Origin of the sequence: Streptomyces sp. Ag109_G2-15 (assembly GCF_900215565.1) — a bacterium.
Taxonomy (GTDB): Bacteria; Actinomycetota; Actinomycetes; order Streptomycetales; family Streptomycetaceae; genus Streptomyces; species Streptomyces diastatochromogenes.
In genome coordinates, this window is record NZ_OCNI01000001.1 from 3217966 (window position 1) to 3233522 (window position 15557).

14 protein-coding genes, 1 tRNA gene and 1 pseudogene are annotated in these 15557 nt (G+C 70.2%); 13 read left to right on the forward strand and 3 right to left on the reverse strand.

Features of this window, described 5'->3' with window-relative positions; translation table 11 throughout:
* Positions 1 to 96 precede the first annotated feature (96 nt).
* A complete protein-coding gene (locus tag CRP49_RS14370) occupies positions 97 to 1131 on the reverse strand; it encodes a zinc-binding dehydrogenase (RefSeq protein ID WP_097253715.1) in 1035 nt (344 codons plus the stop codon).
* A 201-nt stretch (positions 1132 to 1332) separates the two neighbouring features.
* Here CRP49_RS14370 and CRP49_RS14375 point away from each other — a divergent pair, with 201 nt between their 5' ends.
* The 6 genes from CRP49_RS14375 (at position 1333) to CRP49_RS14400 (ending at position 7524) form a co-directional block, all read left to right on the forward strand.
* Positions 1333 to 2283 carry an NAD(P)/FAD-dependent oxidoreductase gene (locus tag CRP49_RS14375; RefSeq protein WP_179851614.1) on the forward strand — a complete coding sequence of 317 codons (951 nt, stop codon included), beginning with the start codon at positions 1333 to 1335 and terminating at the stop codon, positions 2281 to 2283.
* Between the two features lie 7 nt (positions 2284 to 2290).
* Positions 2291 to 3559: a low temperature requirement protein A gene (locus CRP49_RS14380; RefSeq protein ID WP_097253716.1), complete on the forward strand. Its 1269-nt coding sequence runs from the start codon at positions 2291 to 2293 to the stop codon at positions 3557 to 3559.
* A gap of 104 nt (positions 3560 to 3663) precedes the next feature.
* Entirely contained in the window at positions 3664 to 3999 is a 336-nt protein-coding gene (locus tag CRP49_RS14385; protein WP_094218862.1) for a Nif11-like leader peptide family natural product precursor, read from the forward strand.
* Positions 3996 to 4325: a Nif11-like leader peptide family natural product precursor gene (locus CRP49_RS14390; protein ID WP_097253717.1), complete on the forward strand. Its 330-nt coding sequence runs from the start codon at positions 3996 to 3998 to the stop codon at positions 4323 to 4325. The genes CRP49_RS14385 and CRP49_RS14390 overlap by 4 nt, the downstream gene beginning before the upstream one ends.
* Positions 4326 to 4334: 9 nt before the next feature.
* On the forward strand, positions 4335 to 5876 hold the full coding sequence (locus CRP49_RS14395) for a GMC family oxidoreductase (protein WP_097253718.1): 1542 nt from the start codon (positions 4335 to 4337) through the stop codon (positions 5874 to 5876).
* A gap of 55 nt (positions 5877 to 5931) precedes the next feature.
* A complete protein-coding gene (locus CRP49_RS14400; protein WP_094218865.1) occupies positions 5932 to 7524 on the forward strand; it encodes a GMC family oxidoreductase in 1593 nt (530 codons plus the stop codon).
* A 107-nt stretch (positions 7525 to 7631) separates the two neighbouring features.
* Here CRP49_RS14400 and glgA read toward each other — a convergent pair whose 3' ends face one another.
* Complete coding sequence (gene glgA / locus CRP49_RS14405) at positions 7632 to 8822, reverse strand: glycogen synthase (protein ID WP_097253719.1); 1191 nt, start codon at positions 8820 to 8822, stop codon at positions 7632 to 7634.
* A gap of 250 nt (positions 8823 to 9072) precedes the next feature.
* Here glgA and CRP49_RS14410 point away from each other — a divergent pair, with 250 nt between their 5' ends.
* The 6 genes and pseudogenes from CRP49_RS14410 (at position 9073) to CRP49_RS14435 (ending at position 13571) form a co-directional block, all read left to right on the forward strand.
* The gene (locus CRP49_RS14410) at positions 9073 to 10593 is read left to right on the forward strand and encodes an amino acid permease (protein ID WP_097253720.1); all 1521 of its coding nucleotides are present in this window, start codon (positions 9073 to 9075) and stop codon (positions 10591 to 10593) included.
* A gap of 87 nt (positions 10594 to 10680) precedes the next feature.
* Positions 10681 to 10753 (forward strand) — tRNA-Lys (locus tag CRP49_RS14415).
* A 243-nt stretch (positions 10754 to 10996) separates the two neighbouring features.
* The gene (locus tag CRP49_RS14420; RefSeq protein ID WP_257033401.1) at positions 10997 to 11401 is read left to right on the forward strand and encodes a MarR family winged helix-turn-helix transcriptional regulator; all 405 of its coding nucleotides are present in this window, start codon (positions 10997 to 10999) and stop codon (positions 11399 to 11401) included.
* A 220-nt stretch (positions 11402 to 11621) separates the two neighbouring features.
* On the forward strand, positions 11622 to 12290 hold the full coding sequence (locus CRP49_RS14425; protein ID WP_097257359.1) for a nitroreductase: 669 nt from the start codon (positions 11622 to 11624) through the stop codon (positions 12288 to 12290).
* Between the two features lie 99 nt (positions 12291 to 12389).
* Entirely contained in the window at positions 12390 to 13118 is a 729-nt protein-coding gene (locus tag CRP49_RS14430; RefSeq protein WP_097253722.1) for an SDR family oxidoreductase, read from the forward strand.
* Position 13119: 1 nt separating this feature from the next.
* A pseudogene (locus CRP49_RS14435) lies at positions 13120 to 13571 on the forward strand (nitroreductase).
* A 40-nt stretch (positions 13572 to 13611) separates the two neighbouring features.
* On the opposite strand, the gene CRP49_RS14440 reads toward CRP49_RS14435, so the two are convergent.
* Positions 13612 to 14262, reverse strand: a complete 651-nt coding sequence (locus CRP49_RS14440) for a TetR/AcrR family transcriptional regulator (protein WP_097253723.1) — start codon at positions 14260 to 14262, stop codon at positions 13612 to 13614.
* Positions 14263 to 14353: 91 nt separating this feature from the next.
* On the opposite strand from CRP49_RS14440, the gene CRP49_RS14445 reads away from it, so the two are divergent.
* Positions 14354 to 15412, forward strand: coding sequence for an oxygenase MpaB family protein (locus CRP49_RS14445; RefSeq protein WP_097253724.1), 1059 nt, complete (start codon positions 14354 to 14356; stop codon positions 15410 to 15412).
* Positions 15413 to 15557 lie beyond the last annotated feature (145 nt).

The following is a 15557-nucleotide window of genomic DNA, read 5'->3' on the forward strand; positions in this document are numbered from 1 at the left end:
ACCGGGCTCGCGGCGCGACCGGCCTGTGGTGTGGCCGGGCCCGCCGCGTGACCAGGCCCGCCGCGCTCATGGCGCCCGATCAGCCCTCGACCCGTATCAGAACTCGATCAGCGTCTTGATGGCCCGTCGCTCGTTCATTGCCCGGAAGCCCTCCGGCACCCCGTCCAGCTTGACGGTGAGGTCGAAGACCGGGGAGGGGTCTAGGCGGCCGGCGACCACGTCGGCCAGCAGCTCGGGGATGTGGGCGCGGACCGGAGCCACGCCCCCGCTCAGCGCGACGTTGCGCCGGAACATCTGGCGGAAGTCGATGCCCTCGTTGCCGTCGCGCGGCACCCCGACGAAGCCCACCGCGCCGCCGTCGCGCGCGATGCCCAGCGCGGTGTGCAGGGCCTCGCCGGTGCCCGCGGCACCCAGCACGGCCTCGGCGCCGAGCCCCCGGGTCAGCTCCCGTACCGACTCCACGGCGGCCTCGCCCCGCTCGGTCACGATGTCGCTCGCCCCGAACCGCCGGGCGACCGCGGCCCGGTCCGGGTGGCTGCTGAGCACGATGACCCGCTCCGCCCCGAGCCGCCGGGCGGCCAGCACCCCGCACAGCCCGACCGCGCCGTCACCGACCACGGCCACCGTCGCTCCCGGCCGCACCTTGGCGCACAGCGCCGCGTGGTGGCCGGTGCCCATCACGTCGCACAGGGCGAGCAGCGCGGTCGGCGGGGCCTCGGCGTCCTCGGGCACCGTCACCAGCGTTCCGTCCGCGAAGGGCACCCGGACCGCCTCGCCGTGCGCGCCGTCGGAACCGGGCTGGCCGAAGAAGCCGCCGCGCACACAGGAGGTGTGCAGCCCCGCGACACAGTGCGGACAGACGCCGTCGGACCAGGTGAACGGCGCGATGACCCGGTCGCCCTCGCGCAGGGTGGTGACCGCGGAGCCGACCGCCTGGACCACGCCGATGAACTCGTGGCCCGTGCGCTGGCTCCGCGGACGCGGCGCCGGATTGCGGTAGCCCAGCAGATCGCTGCCACACACACAGGCGTGCGTGACCCGCACCAGGGCGTCGGTGGGATAGCGGAGCCGAGGGTCGGGAACCTCCTCGACCCGGACGTCCCGGTGGCCGTGAATGACACTCGCGCGCATGAGAGCTCCCGCCTAGAAGCAGGTGGACATGGGGAGTTCACGACTCAATCCGGGGCCGCCGGGCACCGGCAAGAATTCCGCTCGGGCTATCTGAGGTCCGCCGCCCGGCCCGACTTCAGATTGTCCGCCCGGATCGTTGGGCCCCTTCCGCGCCCCCCGGTTAGCGTCGGCCGCCGGAACGGAACCATTCAGGGAGGGGACTTGGCAACGCCCGCCAGCACACGGTCCGAGGCCGGGCAGCCGGTCGACACCATCGTCGTCGGGGGAGGCCCGGCCGGCCTGTCCGCGGCGCTCTACCTGGCCCGCTACAACCGCGAGGTCCTGGTCTTCGACACCGGCCACGGCCGTTCGACCCACCACCAGACCAACCACAACTACCTGGGATTCCCCTCGGGCATCCCGACCGTCGACCTGCGCAAGCTGGGCCTGGAGCAGCTCTCCCGCTACCCCAACGCCCGGGTGGTGCACCACCTGATCACCCAGGCCGAGGGCAACGCGGTCGAGGGCTTCACCGTCCGCTCCCAGGGCCACTCCTGGCAGGCCCGGTCGCTGCTGCTGGCCACCGGAGTGCTCGACCACTTCCCCCACTTCGAGGGCTGGGAGTCGTACGTCGGACGCTCGATGTTCTGGTGCATCACCTGTGACGGGTACGAGAACCGGGGCCGGAGCATCCTGGTGGTCGGCCACACCGACGCGGCCGCGGGCGAGGCCATGCAGCTGCACAGCCTCACCGACCGGGTGCGGCTGCTGACCAACAGCCGCAGCGACGAGATCAGCCCCAAGTTCCGGCGGCGGCTGGAGCGAGCCGGGATCCCCGTGGTGCACGACCGGATCAAGGAGGTCGAGGGCGAGGACGGCCTGCTCTCCGCGGTGCTCACCCGCCGCGGCCTCCGGCTGGAACTGGACGCGCTGTTCTCCATCCAGGGCGCCACCCCGGAGACCGGGCTCGCCCGGCAGCTCGGCGTCGGGCTCGCGCCCAGCGGTTACGTGCAGGTCGACTCCGAGCAGAAGACCTCCGTACCCGGCGTCTACGCGGCCGGCGACCTCACCGCCCTGCACTCCCACCAGGTCACGGCGGCCGTCCACGAGGGCGCGCAGGCGGCGTCGGCGGCCAACTACTTCCTCTACCCGCCCGAGCTGAAGGCCGACTGAGACCCTCATGAGCGTGGAGACGGACGACCGGGACTCCGCCTACCACCCGGACGCGGACGTGGACATCGCCGGCACCGAGGACGCGGGGCCGGCGGAGCAGGGCGCCGAACAGCGCGTCACCTGGGCCGAGTTGTTCTTCGACCTGGTGTGGGTGTTCGCGCTGACGCAGATCGCCACGAGCCTGGGCACCGCGGGTGGCCCGATGGAGCTGCTGCGCACCCTGGTGCTGCTGGTCCCTCTGTGGTGGGGCTGGACCAGCGCCACCCTGGTCGGCAACTCCGCGGGCGAGGCGCTGGACCGGCCCTCGGGCCGCTTCCTGCTCTTCGCCCTCGGGGCCTGCGGTCTCGCCATGACGGTGGCGGTGCCGCACGCCTACGGCGGGCACGGACTGCTGTTCCCGCTCTGCTACGTCGCCATGCGGCTGCTGCTGTGGGCCGGGATGCGGCGGCTGCCGCTCTTCGGCGACCTGCGGGTGGAGCCCTTCGGCATCAACCTGCTGGTCGTCTGCCCGGTGTTCCTGGCCGGCGGACTGCTCCCGGAGCCGGCCCGCACCCTGGCGTGGGCCGGCGCGGCCGTGCTGGAGGTGGCCGTACCGGTGCTGCTGGGCCACCGGCTGGACCGGATGCGGTTCGAGACCTCCCACCTGCCGGAACGCTTCGGCCTGGTCATCATCATGGCGCTCGGCGAGACCGTGATGTCGGTCGGCACGAAGGTCTCCGGCAGCCCGCTCGGCGCCGCGCAGTTCGCCTCGCTCGCGGTGAGCTTCGTGGTGATCCTCGGCCTGTGGTGGAGCTACTTCCACTTCGGCGCCGCCGCGGTGCGGCACAGCCTGCGCACCGACCCGGTCCAGGCCCGCATCGTCCGGGACGTCTTCAACTACGGCCACTTCATCTACGTCACCGCCATCATCTGCGTGGCGGTGGGCCTGAAGAAGCTGTGCGTCGACCCGTTCGGGCCCCCGCACGGCCTGCCCGGGCTGCTGCTCGCCCCGGGCGCCGCGCTGTACCTGTTCGGCTTCTGCTACTCCCGCTGGCGCATGTTCGGCGCGGCCGGAGTCAGCCGGTTCTCCGCGGCCCTGCTCTGCCTCGCGCTGGTCCCGCTCGCCCCCCGTCTGCCGCTGTTCGTCACCGGCGTCCTGGTGGCCCTGGTACTGGTCGGTCTCAACGCCTTCGAGTACTGGATCGTCTCCACCGGCCGGCGGGTCCTCTTCGTGCACCTGCCGCGCCTGCCCAAAAGCGCCCGGAAATCCGCGGGCGACGCCGCGACGGACCGGTAATTCAGGAAGTCTCGTCCCGACTTTTGCGGACAAGCACCCTTTCCGGCCAGGCTCATTCCGGCGCACATTCCGTGCGCACCGGAGTTTTCCAGCGGAGGGCGCACATGTCCCAGCAGAGTTTCGTGAAATTCCTCCTGGCCGCCCGGGACGATCCGGCGAAGCGTGCCGCGTACGAGTCGCGCAATCTGAGCCAGCTGGTCTTCCACGCCAAGAACGAGGGATTCGAGTTCACCCCCGAGGAGATGGCCGAGGTCGTCTCCCAGCTGGAAATGGGCGTGATCATCGAGAAGGACGCGGAGCCGGTGGACGGCAACAGCTCGCTGTGGCGCGCGATGTGGGGCCAGACCCACCTCGGCTACCTGCTGGACCGGGTGGTCGCCCGGCACACCGACGACGAACTGCGCACCCTCGCCGAGACGAACGGAGCCGCACTCCGATGAGCAGCAAGAACGTGATCGAGTTCCTGCGCACGGTCGCCGTGCGACCGGACCTGCTGGATTCCCTCAAGCACCGCAGCAAGGACGAGGTGATCCAGGCCGCGGAATCCTTCGGATTCCCCTTCAGCAACCAGGAGTTCGACGATCTGATCTGGGACCTGGAGGCGAAGCTCGCCGGAGTGCGCGGCGAGAACTTCGACGGCACGTTCCCGCTGTGGCAGACGATGTGGGGCAAGTACTACCTGGAATACCTGGTGGTCGACCTCATTCCGAGTTTCCAGGAGACCAAGCTGCTGCCCACGTTCACGGAGACGCCGCAGCTGCCGTAAGGAGCCCCCATGCAGAACGAGGAGAGTTACGACTACGTCGTGGTGGGCGCCGGCTCCGCCGGATGCGTCGTGGCCGCACGGCTGCTGCAGCGGACCGATGCCCGGATCTTGCTGCTGGAGGCAGGCGGCGCGGACGACGCCGAGGCCGTGCACCGCACCGACATCCCCTCGATGGTCTCCCTGTGGGGGCCGCAGGGGACGGTCTGGGGCTACGAGACGGTCCCGCAGGCCGGTCTGGGCGGCCGGACGATTCCCGTCCCGCAGGGCAGGATGCTCGGCGGCGGCAGCTCCGTCAACGCGATGATGTACGTGCGCGGCAACCGCCGTGACTTCGACGGCTGGCGGGACCTCGGCAACGAGGGGTGGGGGTACGAGGACGTCCTGCCGTACTTCCGCAGGTCCGAGTCGTACGAGGAGGGCGCCTCCCGGTACCGGGGCGCGGACGGTCCCCTCTCGGTCGTGCCGTACGCGCGGCCCGCCGAGGTGTCCCGCGCCTTCGTGGCCGCCGCCGGCGAACTCGGCTTCGACCGCCCGGGCGACTACAACGCCGAACGCCAGGAGAACACCGCGTTCTTCTACCAGTCCACGCGCACCAAGGACGACCGCCGGGCCAGCACCGCGGTCGCCTATCTGCACCCGGTGCTGGGCGACCCCCGCCTGACCGTCGTCACGGGTGCGACGGCGACCCGGCTGGTGCTGCGGGGTGGCCGCGCGGCCGGCGTCGAGTACCTGCGCGACGGCGAGCGGCACACCGCCGTCGCCACGGCCGAGGTCGTGCTGTCGGCGGGCGCGCTGGCCACCCCGCGGCTGCTCCTGCTCTCCGGGATCGGCCCCGCCGCCGAGCTGCGCGGCCACGGCATCGACCCGGTCGTCGATCTGCCGGGGGTGGGCCAGAACCTGCAGGACCACCTGCTGTTCGGGGTCGCCTACGAGAGCCCGCGGGAGCTGCCCGCCCCCGAACTCCTCGCCGAGGCAGGCCTGTTCACCACGGCACGGCCCACCGGCGAGGACGACGTACCGGACCTGCAGTACTTCTTCGGGCCCGTGCAGTTCGTCGACGAGCGCTACAAGACGGACGCGCCCGGCTTCACCTTCGCCCCCATCCTCGCCCGGCCGCGCAGCCGGGGCACGGTCACGCTGGCCTCGGCCGACCCGCTCGCGCCGCCCGTGGTCGACCCGCACTACCTGGAGGCCGAGGAGGACCTGGAGGTCCTGGTCCGGGGCATCACGCTGGCCCGCGAGCTGGCCCACACCCGGGCGCTGACCCCGTTCCGCGGCCGCGAACTCGCCCCGGGCGTGGACGTCACCTCCCCTGGTGAACTCGCCCGCTACGTCCGCGAGTCCGCCTCCACCGTCTGGCACCCGGTCGGCACCTGCCGCATGGGCCTGGACGGCGGCTCCGTGGTCGACGCCCGGCTGCGGGTGCACGGGGTGGACGGACTGCGGATCGCCGACGCCTCCGTCATGCCGGCCATCACCACGGGCAACACCAACGCCGCCGTGGTGATGATCGGCGAGAAGGCGGCGGACCTGATCGGGGCCGGCGCCTGAGCGGGCGGCGCGGCCCATGCGAACCATCCACCAGGCAACCAGGGAGAGGACAGCCATGACCGAGACCTACGACTTCGTCGTCGTCGGCGGCGGAACCGCCGGTCTGGTGACGGCCACCCGGCTCAGTGAGCTGGAGGACGTCTCCGTGCTGGTCATCGAGGCCGGCAGCGCCAAGGACGACCGCCTGCTCGAAGTACCCGAACTGTGGTCCCAGACCAATCTGAGCGAGTTCGACTGGTCCTACCTCACCGAGCCGCAGCCCGCTCTCGGCGGCGAGACGGTCTACTCGGCGGCCGGTCGCGGAGTGGGCGGCAGCTCGAACATCTACCACATGATCCACAACCGGGGTCCTGACGCCGACTACGACACCTGGGCCTACCAGGGCGCCGCCGGCTGGTCCGCCAAGGACGTGCTGCCGTACTTCCAGCGGATCGAGAACCAGGAGGACGGCACCAACCCGACGGCCGGGCAGGGCGGCCCGATCAACGTCGTCAACACCGGGGACGAGGGCAACCCCGTCTCCCAGGCGTTCGTCGACGGCTGCGTCGAACTCGGCTACCCCGAGGTGGCGGACGTCAACGTGGACCGCTTCGGGGTCGGCTGGCACCACCTGGACCTCCGGGACGGCAAGCGCAACGGCGTCCGCACCGCCTACTACGACCCCGCCCGCGCGCGCACGAACCTCACCGTGCGGGCCGACTCGACCGCGACCCGGCTGCTGTTCGAGGGGACCCGGTGCGTCGGCGTGGAGTACCTCCACGAGGGCGAGCGCAAGACCGTACGGGCCGAGCGGGAGGTCGTGGTCAGCTCGGGCGCCATCGAGTCGCCCAAGCTGCTGCTGCTGTCCGGCATCGGCGACCCCAAGCAGCTGACCTCCTTCGGTATCGACGTCGTCGCCGACCTGCCCGGCGTCGGTGAGAACTACCAGAACCACCCGCTGGTCATCGGGCCCACCGGCTACATGGACAAGCCCGGTCCCGCCGAGGGCGTCATCAACGAGCCGGCGCTCTACTGGGGTTCACAGCCCGGCCTGCCCGCCCCCGACATGGAACTGTGGTTCCTGCCGCGCGCGCCGTGGGGCGAGAAGCTGATCGAGAAGCTCATGGAGTGGAAGCGCACGGGCAGCACCTCGTCGGTCTCGGTGCAGGACGAGGTGGACCCGCGGCTGGTCATCATGCTGCCGGCCGTGATCCGCCCGCTCTCGCGCGGCTGGATACGACTGGCCAGTGCCGACCCGACGGTACGGCCCCGGGTCAACCCCAACTTCTACGGGGAGCGGGCCGACCTGGAGCGGGCCACCGACATCACCGAGATCGCCCGTGAGGTGTTCCGCTCCAAGGCGTTCACCAGCCAGTGGGGCGTCCGCGAGGTCGCGCCCGGACCGGATGTCCAGACCCGCGCCGAGCTGCGGGACTGGGTGGCGCACAACACCGGCTCGTTCCACCACTACTCGGGCACCTGCAAGATGGGCATCGACGAACTCTCCGTGGTGGACGCCCGGTTGAGGGTGCGCGGGATCGAGGGGCTGCGGGTGGCCGACGCCTCGGTCATGCCGTCGATCGTCTCGGCGCACACCCACACCACGGCCGTCATGATCGGCGAGCGCGCCGCGGACTTCATCAAGGAGGACCTCGCCGCGCGCGGCTGACGCGAACGGCGACCGCGGAGAGCCGCGGAAAGAGAACGAGGACGGGGCCCCACCAGCGGCGGGACCCCGTCCTCGACGTCATGCGGCGGCCGGCGCTCTCCGGCCCCTCACGCCAGCACCCGGCGGTAGACGTCCAGCACCCGCTCGGCGGCAGCCCGCCAGGAGAAGTGCTCCCGGGCCCGCACCCGCCCCGCCTCGCCCATCGTGCGGGCGAGCGCCGGCTCGGCCAGCAGCCGGTTCACCGCCGCGGCGAGGTCGGAGGCGAAGCGCTTCTCGTCCAGCGGGGTGCCCGTACCGTCCTGTTCCTGCTCGATCGGCACCAGCAGCCCCGTGACACCGTCCGCGACCACCTCGGGTATCCCCCCGGTGGCGGTGGCCACCACGGCCGTACCGCAGGCCATCGCCTCCAGGTTGACGATGCCCATCGGCTCGTACAGCGAAGGGCAGACGAACACGGAGGCGTGCGTCAGCAACTGGCGCAGCGAGACGGCGTCCAGCATGCCGTCGATGCGGACGACACCCCCTCTGATCCGCCGCAGCTCGTCGACCAGCGCGGCCGTCTCCGCCGCGATCTCGGGCGTGTCAGGCTGCCCGCAGCACAGCACCAGCTGGGCCGCCGGATCGATCTCGAAGGCGGCGCGCAGCAGCTGGGGCAGGCCCTTCTGCCGGGTCACCCGTCCCACGAAGAGCACGAGCGGGCGCTCCGGGTCGACGCCGTACCGCTCCAGCGCGGCCGTACCCGTATCGGGCCGGTGCGCCTCGGTGTCGATGCCGTTGTGCACGACGTGCACCCGCTCGGGATCGACGTCCGGGTAGACGCGCAGGACGTCCTCGCGCATCCCCTGCGACACGGCGATCACGGCGTCCGCCGCCGTCACGGCCGTACGTTCCACCAGCGAGGAAAGGCGGTAGCCGCCGCCCAGCTGCTCCTCCTTCCACGGCCGCAGGGGCTCCAGGCTGTGCGTGGTCACCACGTGCGGGATGCCGTACACGGTCCGGGCCAGATGCCCCGCGGCGTTCGCGTACCAGGTGTGGCTGTGCACCAGGTCCGCGCCCTCGCACGCGGCACTCATCTCGACGTTCGCGGCGAGGGTGCGCAGCGCGGCGTTCGCTCCGTCCGCCAGCCGGGGTTCCGGGTAGGCGAACACCCCTGGATCGGGGCGGGGTTCGCCGAAACAGCGCACCCGCAGGTCGACCAGGGTGCGCAGTTGCCGGGACAGCTCGGTGACGTGCACGCCCGCGCCGCCGTAGACGGCGGGCGGGAATTCCTTGGTGAGCAGATCCACGCGTGTGTTCATCCGTACTTCCTGACGTCTGCGGCCGTGAGCGGCGGTTTCCGTGCATGCCGGGCCCGGGTCTTCGGGGCTCTTCGGTGGAGGAACCGGGGGCGGAGAGCGCGGGAGCGGCATGCCTGTGCCCGGTGTGACCAGGGAATCCGTGGCCGCCGGACGACGGGGGTGGAGCTCGGCGGCCACGGATCCGGAATCCACGCTAGAGCGAGACCCTTGTGACGCATGTCACGAAGCCCGCGAGGGAATCGCTGGGGACATGACAGAAGACGCAAGAGCGAGCAGTGGAGCGGCCGGGCTGTCGGACGAGGAACGACTGGCCCAGCTCGGCTACACCCAGGTCCTCGCCCGCCGTATGTCGGCGTTCTCGAACTACGCCGTGTCCTTCACGATCATCTCGGTCCTCTCCGGCTGCCTGACCCTCTACCTCTTCGGCATGATCACCGGCGGCCCCGCGGTGATCACCTGGGGCTGGGTGGCGGTCGGCCTGATGACCCTGTTCGTGGGCCTCTCGATGGCCGAGATCTGCTCCGCCTATCCCACCTCGGCGGGCCTGTACTTCTGGGCCCACCGCCTGGCGCCCCCGCGCTCGGCGGCGGCCTGGGCGTGGTTCACGGGCTGGTTCAACGTGCTGGGCCAGGTGGCGGTGACGGCGGGCATCGACTTCGGCGCGGCGTCCTTCCTCGGCGCCTACCTGAACCTCCAGTTCGGCTTCGAGGTCACCCCGGGTCGCACGGTCCTGCTCTTCGCGGCGATCCTGCTCCTGCACGGCCTGCTGAACACCTTCGGCGTCCGGATCGTCGCGTTCCTGAACAGCGTGAGCGTGTGGTGGCACGTGCTCGGGGTCGCGGTCATCGTCGGCGCACTGGCGTTCGTCCCCGACCACCACCAGTCGGCGTCCTTCGTGTTCACGAAGTTCGTCAACGAGACGGGCTGGGGCAACGGGGTCTACGTCGTCCTGCTGGGCCTCCTCATGGCCCAGTACACCTTCACGGGCTACGACGCCTCCGCCCACATGACGGAGGAGACCCACGACGCGTCCACGGCGGGCCCGAAGGGCATCGTCCGCTCGATCTGGACGTCCTGGATAGCCGGCTTCGTCCTCCTCCTGGGCTTCACCTTCGCGATCCAGTCCTACGGCGAGGAGCTGACGTCCCCGACCGGCGCACCCCCCGCCCAGATCCTCCTGGACGCACTGGGCGCGACAACGGGCAAGCTCCTGCTCCTGGTCGTGATCGGCGCCCAGCTCTTCTGCGGCATGGCCTCGGTCACCGCCAACAGCCGCATGATCTACGCCTTCTCCCGCGACGGCGCGCTGCCCTTCTCGCACATCTGGCACACGGTCAGCCCCCGCACCCGCACCCCCGTGGCCGCGGTCTGGCTGGCCGCACTCGCCGCCCTGGCCCTCGGCCTCCCCTACCTCATCAACTCCACGGCCTACGCGGCGGTGACCTCGATCGCGGTGATCGGCCTCTACATCGCCTACGTCATCCCGACCCTCCTGCGCGTCCGCAAGGGCGACGCCTTCGAACGCGGGCCCTGGCACCTGGGCCGCTGGTCCGTCCCCATCGGACTCGTCTCCGTCACCTGGGTCGCGCTGATCACCATCCTCTTCATGCTCCCCCAGGTCTCCCCGGTCACCTGGAAGACCTTCAACTACGCCCCGGTCGCCGTCCTGGTCGTCCTCGGTTTCGCCGCCACCTGGTGGCTGGCCTCGGCCCGCCACTGGTTCCTCGCCCCGACCCACGCCACCCGCTCCCCCGAACCGGTCGAAAAGTAACCTTCACCCTCCCGACGTGGCCGCGTCCTCGATACCCGATCGGAGACACGGCCTCGTCCGGCTATGCTCGGACAGGCAACATCGCCTGGGCCCTTAGCTCAATTGGCAGAGCAGTGGACTTTTAATCCATTGGTTGTGGGTTCGAGTCCCACAGGGCCTACGGGAAGGACCCCAGCTCAGTGCACGAACGAGCTGGGGTCCTCTTCGTTTTGACCAGGGTTCACGATCGCTCGCCGGCCCGATGCCGGCCGGGACCAGGGCGCCGCCGCGCAGCCCGATTTCGTTTCAAACGATACCGTATCGATTGAAGTAGCCTGGGTTCATGGCCGCCGACGTTCCTCACCGAACCACCGCCTCGCGTGCGACTGACCGCCCCGGGGATGCCTCGCCTTTCGCTCTCGGCTTGCTGCTGCGCCGGGCGCACTGGCACGCGGCGGCGGTGATGGGGGAGGCGCTTCGTCCGCTCGGCGTCGAGTTGCGGCATTTCGCGGTGCTGATCGAGCTGGTCAACCACGGGCCCACGGTGCAGCGGGACCTGGTGGCGGCGACGGGGTCGGACAAGGCGGGAATCATGCGGGTCGTGGACGACCTGGAGCGGAAGGGTCTGGCCGTACGGAAGGCCGTTCCGGGGGACCGGCGGGCGCGAGCAGTGGAGATCACGCCTCAGGGACTCGAACTCTTCGACGCGGCCCATGTGGCTGCGGGGCCGCTGGCTGAGCGGCTGATCGCCGAACTGGGACCCGGCGAGTCCGAGCAACTGGCGGCCCTGCTGACCCGGCTTGCCCATCCCTCAGGCGACGAGGCGTAAGCGCGGGCGACTGGCCAGGGTGTTGTTGCCGACGGACCGAGTCCTCCCTCCGCACGGCTTCGTAGAGGGGGACCAGCTCTGACATGGCCGGGTTCCGGGTGCCCGGCGCGTAGGAGCCGCCTCCAGTTCCTCGATGATGGTTGCATGCGAGATGGTATCGAGTGATACTATATTCACTGTAACGAACATGGACCCCTTGAGTAGATGGAGGCGCGTGATCGTGGACGTCTACGAGGCGGTCACGAGCCGACGAGCGGTGCGTCGATTCACCGACCAGCCTGTCCCGAGGAAGACGCTGGAGCGCGTGCTGTCCGCCGCGGCCTGGGCGCCGTCCGGATCGAACATCCAGCCGTGGCACACCTATGTGCTGACCGGCGCACCGCTGGCCGAACTCAAGAAGCGTGCCGGCGAGCGCCTGGCCTCGGGCGACCCCTGGGACGCACCGGAGTACGAGATGTATCCGCCCGCGCTGAAGTCTCCGTACCGCGAGCGCCGATCCGCCTTCGGCGAGCAGCGCTACGGTGCGCTCGGCATCGCGCGTGAGGACCTGGAGGCGCGCCAGCGGGCCGCTGCCGCGAACTGGGACTGCTTCGGCGCGCCCGCCGCCCTGTTCTGCTACATCGACAAGGACATGGGTTCGCCCCAATGGGCCGATGTCGGCATGTATCTGCAGACCGTCATGCTGCTGCTCCGCGCCGAAGGGCTGCACAGCTGCGCGCAGATGGCCTGGGCGAAGTTTCACAAGACCGTCGCGGAGGTCCTGTCGCCCCCGGACGGACTCACCCTCTTCTGTGGCATGTCGATCGGGTTCGAAGACGCAACAGTGGGCGACGCCCGCATAGGCCGGGCGCCGCTCGACGAGACGGTCACGTTCGTCGACGGTCTCTGACGCCGTACCTCATTGGTCGATCAACGAGCCGTTTCATACCGCACCCATATAGCGGTTCATATGCCATATTGCGCATGTAATCCCGGCGAAAGGAATGTCATGAAGATCGCAGTCATCGGCGGTACCGGGCTGATCGGGTCGCAGGTCGTCAAGGACCTGAACGCCGCCGGACACGAGGCGGTACCGCACTCGAAGTCCACCGGAGTCGACATCATCAGCGGCCAGGGACTGGACGAGGCGGTGGCGGGAGCCGACGTCGTCGTCAACCTGACGAACTCCCCGACCTTCGACGAAGCCTCCCCGGCCTTCTTCCAGACCTCGATGGACAACCTCCTGGCCGCGGCCCACAAGGGCGGCGTCGGCCACTTCGTCATCCTCTCGATCGTCGGCGTGGACCAGGTGCCGGAGCTGGACTACTACCGCGCCAAGGCGCTCCAGGAGAAGATCCTCGCGGCCGGGCCGATCCCCTACTCGATCGTCCGGGCCACGCAGTTCATGGACTTCATGGACGCGGTCCTGTCCTGGACCGCGGACGCCGACACCGTCCGGCTGCCCGCCACGCCCATCCAGCCCATTGCCTCCAAAGACGTGGCCGCCGCGGTGGCGGAGGTCGCCGCCGGAACCCCGTTGAACGGCATCCGCAACATCGCCGGCCCCGAGATCTTCAGCCTGGACGAGCTGGGCCGGATCACCCTGTCCCACAAGGGGGACAGCCGTACCGTCGTCGTCGACCCCACCGCCGGCATGTTCGCCGTCGTCAAGGGCGACGTCCTGACCGACAAGAACGCCCACCTCGCCCCCACCCGCTACACCGACTGGCTCTCCTGACATCCCGGCCTCCTGCGTGTCCTGTCCCAGCCCCGCCGCGGCCTGGGCGCCGTCCGGATCGAATCTCCAGCCGTGGCGCGCCTACGTGCTGACCGGTGGGCCGCTGGCCGAGCTCAAGAGGCGCGCCAGCGGGCCGCCGCCGCGAACTGGGACTGTTTCGGCGCGCCCGCCGCCCTGTTCTGCTACATCGACGGCGACATGGGCCGGCCTCAATGGTCCGACGTCGGCATGTATCTGCAGACCGTCATGCTGCTGCTCCGCGCCGAAGGGCTGCACAGTTGCCCGCAGATGGCGTGGTCGGTGTATCGCAAGACGGTCGCGGAGGTCCTGTCACCACCGGACGAACTCGTCCTCTTCTGCGGCATGTCGATCGGGCTCGAGGATGTCACGGTGAGTTCACCCCGTACGGACCGGGCGCCGCTCGACGAGACCGTCACGTTCGTCGAGGGGTAGATTCGCGACGCTGAGGTTGCTGTTCTCCGCTGACCTGCCGTCAACGCGTCCGCGGCCAGACGGCGCCGAGGATGACCTGTACCTGGCCGATCAGACGTGGCGGGTCGAACTTGCCGGGGTCGGTGAGGGCGAGGCGGCCGAAGTGTTCCGCGCAGGCGACGAGTGCATGGGCGAGGACTTGCGGGTCGAGCCGCGGATCACTCCGGTCGGCCAGGACGAGCGACAGCCATGCCTCGACCCGGAGCCGGAACCGCTCCCGGTCCGCCTCGATGCGGTCGCGGACGACCGTGGGCATGTTGCCGGGGGGCAGCAGGATCAGCCGCCACGTATCCGGGTCCTCGTGGAGCATCGTGGACATCCGGCGCACGGTTTCGGAGACGAACGCGGCGGGGTCGCGCAGGTCCCCGGTGTCGGGAATCGTCTCGAGCAGTCGTGCGAAGGCGCGTGCCTGCTGCCGGTCGAGCAGGGCGCTCAGCAGGGCGTCGAGGTTCTCGAAGGCGCCGTAGACCACCGACCGCGCGACATCGGCCCGCTTCGCGATGGCGTCGATGGAGACCCGGTCGTAGCCGTCGCTCACGATCACGGCGAGGGCCGCGTCGAGCAGTTGCGCGCGGCGTTGCGCGAGGGGGACGCGTGGGGCGTAGGGGCGCCGCTTGCGTGGCCTGTCTTCCGAAGCTGTGGACGCTGACACCTTGGCAGTTTACGACAGGCGTGTCTTAATTTAAGACAGCAGTGTCGTAATTGAGGGCGGCGCACGCCGCGGACGCACAGGGAGCGGCTCCATGGCGAAGCTGAAGCGTGGCGAGGTCGAACCGCACGAGGACTACGGCTTCTTCGGCCCGGGCTCGGTGGTGTGGAAGGTCTGGAGCTATCCGACGGCGCCGACGGTGGGTTTCCAGCGGTCCGTGGTGGTGGAGGAACTGGACCCGCCACTGGTGGCCGCCGTCCACGGAACCCAGGGCATCTACCGGCGCTCCCGCACGCGCTACGACCGGACCCTGCGCTACTTCGCGATGGTGGCCTTCGCCGGTTCACGGGAGGTGTGCAAAGCCGCGGACGTCCTGGTCAAGGTCCATTCCAAGGCGATCGGCCGGCTTCCCTACGGCGGCGGGACCTACGACGCCAACGACCCCGCCTCGCAGCTGTGGATCCAGCTCACCGGCTGGCACTCGATCCTCTACGCCTACGAGAAGTACGGGCCCGGGAAGCTCACCGCGCAGGAGGAGAAGGAGTACTGGGAGGCATGCGCCATCGCCGCGGAACTGCAGACCTGCTCCCCCGAGGACATCCCCCGCAGCCGTGACGGCGTCCGGGCGTACTTCGACCGTATGCGCCCGCACCTGTCCGCCAGCCCGATCGCCCGACAGGCCATGAACCACCTGCTCAGGAGCGAGCTCGTACTGCCGCCGACGCCGCGCTGGGCCAAGCCCGCGAGCCTGGTCGTCGCGCGGGCGCAGCGGATCGCCACGCTCGCCACCATGCCGCGCTGGATGCGCGAGATGGCCGGGATCCGGCAGTCACGGCTCCTCGACACACTCATCGTGCCCGTCATGAAGACGGCCTTCGCGCTCGTCCACCTCAACCCCAAGGCCGAACTGCGCCTGATGGCACGGCTGTCGCCCTCCACGGTTCCGGTGATCGCGCCGATGAAGCTCGGCATACCTCCCCGCAACGAGGAAGTGCTGACCCCGGCGGAAGCCCGCGCCCGGTACGGCTACGCCAAGCCCGCCGAAGCACATCTCGAATTCCGGGCCCGGCAGGCCACCCGCGTCTTCGGCGACGGCGAGGCCCCCAGCGAGCAGGGGCTCATCGAGTCCCAGGAGATCCTGGGACCGCTCTAGCAGGTCCAGGTAGGTGTTTGCCCACCTCAGAAGTAGGTCTCGGCCCATGGTGCTTGCCGGACCCCTCGCAGCAGCATGATCTCCAGGCCACGGTGTGTGGCATGGATGACGGGACGGGGGACGGATATGTGGCCGTTTCCGGTGG

Coding starts and splice junctions, on each gene's coding strand:
- CRP49_RS14370 (WP_097253715.1), bottom strand. CDS start 1,131: ATGCGCGCGAGTGTCATTCACGGCCACCGGGACGTCCGGGTCGAGGAG.
- CRP49_RS14380 (WP_097253716.1), top strand. CDS start 2,291: ATGAGCGTGGAGACGGACGACCGGGACTCCGCCTACCACCCGGACGCG.
- CRP49_RS14385 (WP_094218862.1), top strand. CDS start 3,664: ATGTCCCAGCAGAGTTTCGTGAAATTCCTCCTGGCCGCCCGGGACGAT.
- CRP49_RS14390 (WP_097253717.1), top strand. CDS start 3,996: ATGAGCAGCAAGAACGTGATCGAGTTCCTGCGCACGGTCGCCGTGCGA.
- CRP49_RS14395 (WP_097253718.1), top strand. CDS start 4,335: ATGCAGAACGAGGAGAGTTACGACTACGTCGTGGTGGGCGCCGGCTCC.
- CRP49_RS14400 (WP_094218865.1), top strand. CDS start 5,932: ATGACCGAGACCTACGACTTCGTCGTCGTCGGCGGCGGAACCGCCGGT.
- glgA (WP_097253719.1), bottom strand. CDS start 8,822: ATGAACACACGCGTGGATCTGCTCACCAAGGAATTCCCGCCCGCCGTC.
- CRP49_RS14410 (WP_097253720.1), top strand. CDS start 9,073: ATGACAGAAGACGCAAGAGCGAGCAGTGGAGCGGCCGGGCTGTCGGAC.
- CRP49_RS14430 (WP_097253722.1), top strand. CDS start 12,390: ATGAAGATCGCAGTCATCGGCGGTACCGGGCTGATCGGGTCGCAGGTC.
- CRP49_RS14445 (WP_097253724.1), top strand. CDS start 14,354: ATGGCGAAGCTGAAGCGTGGCGAGGTCGAACCGCACGAGGACTACGGC.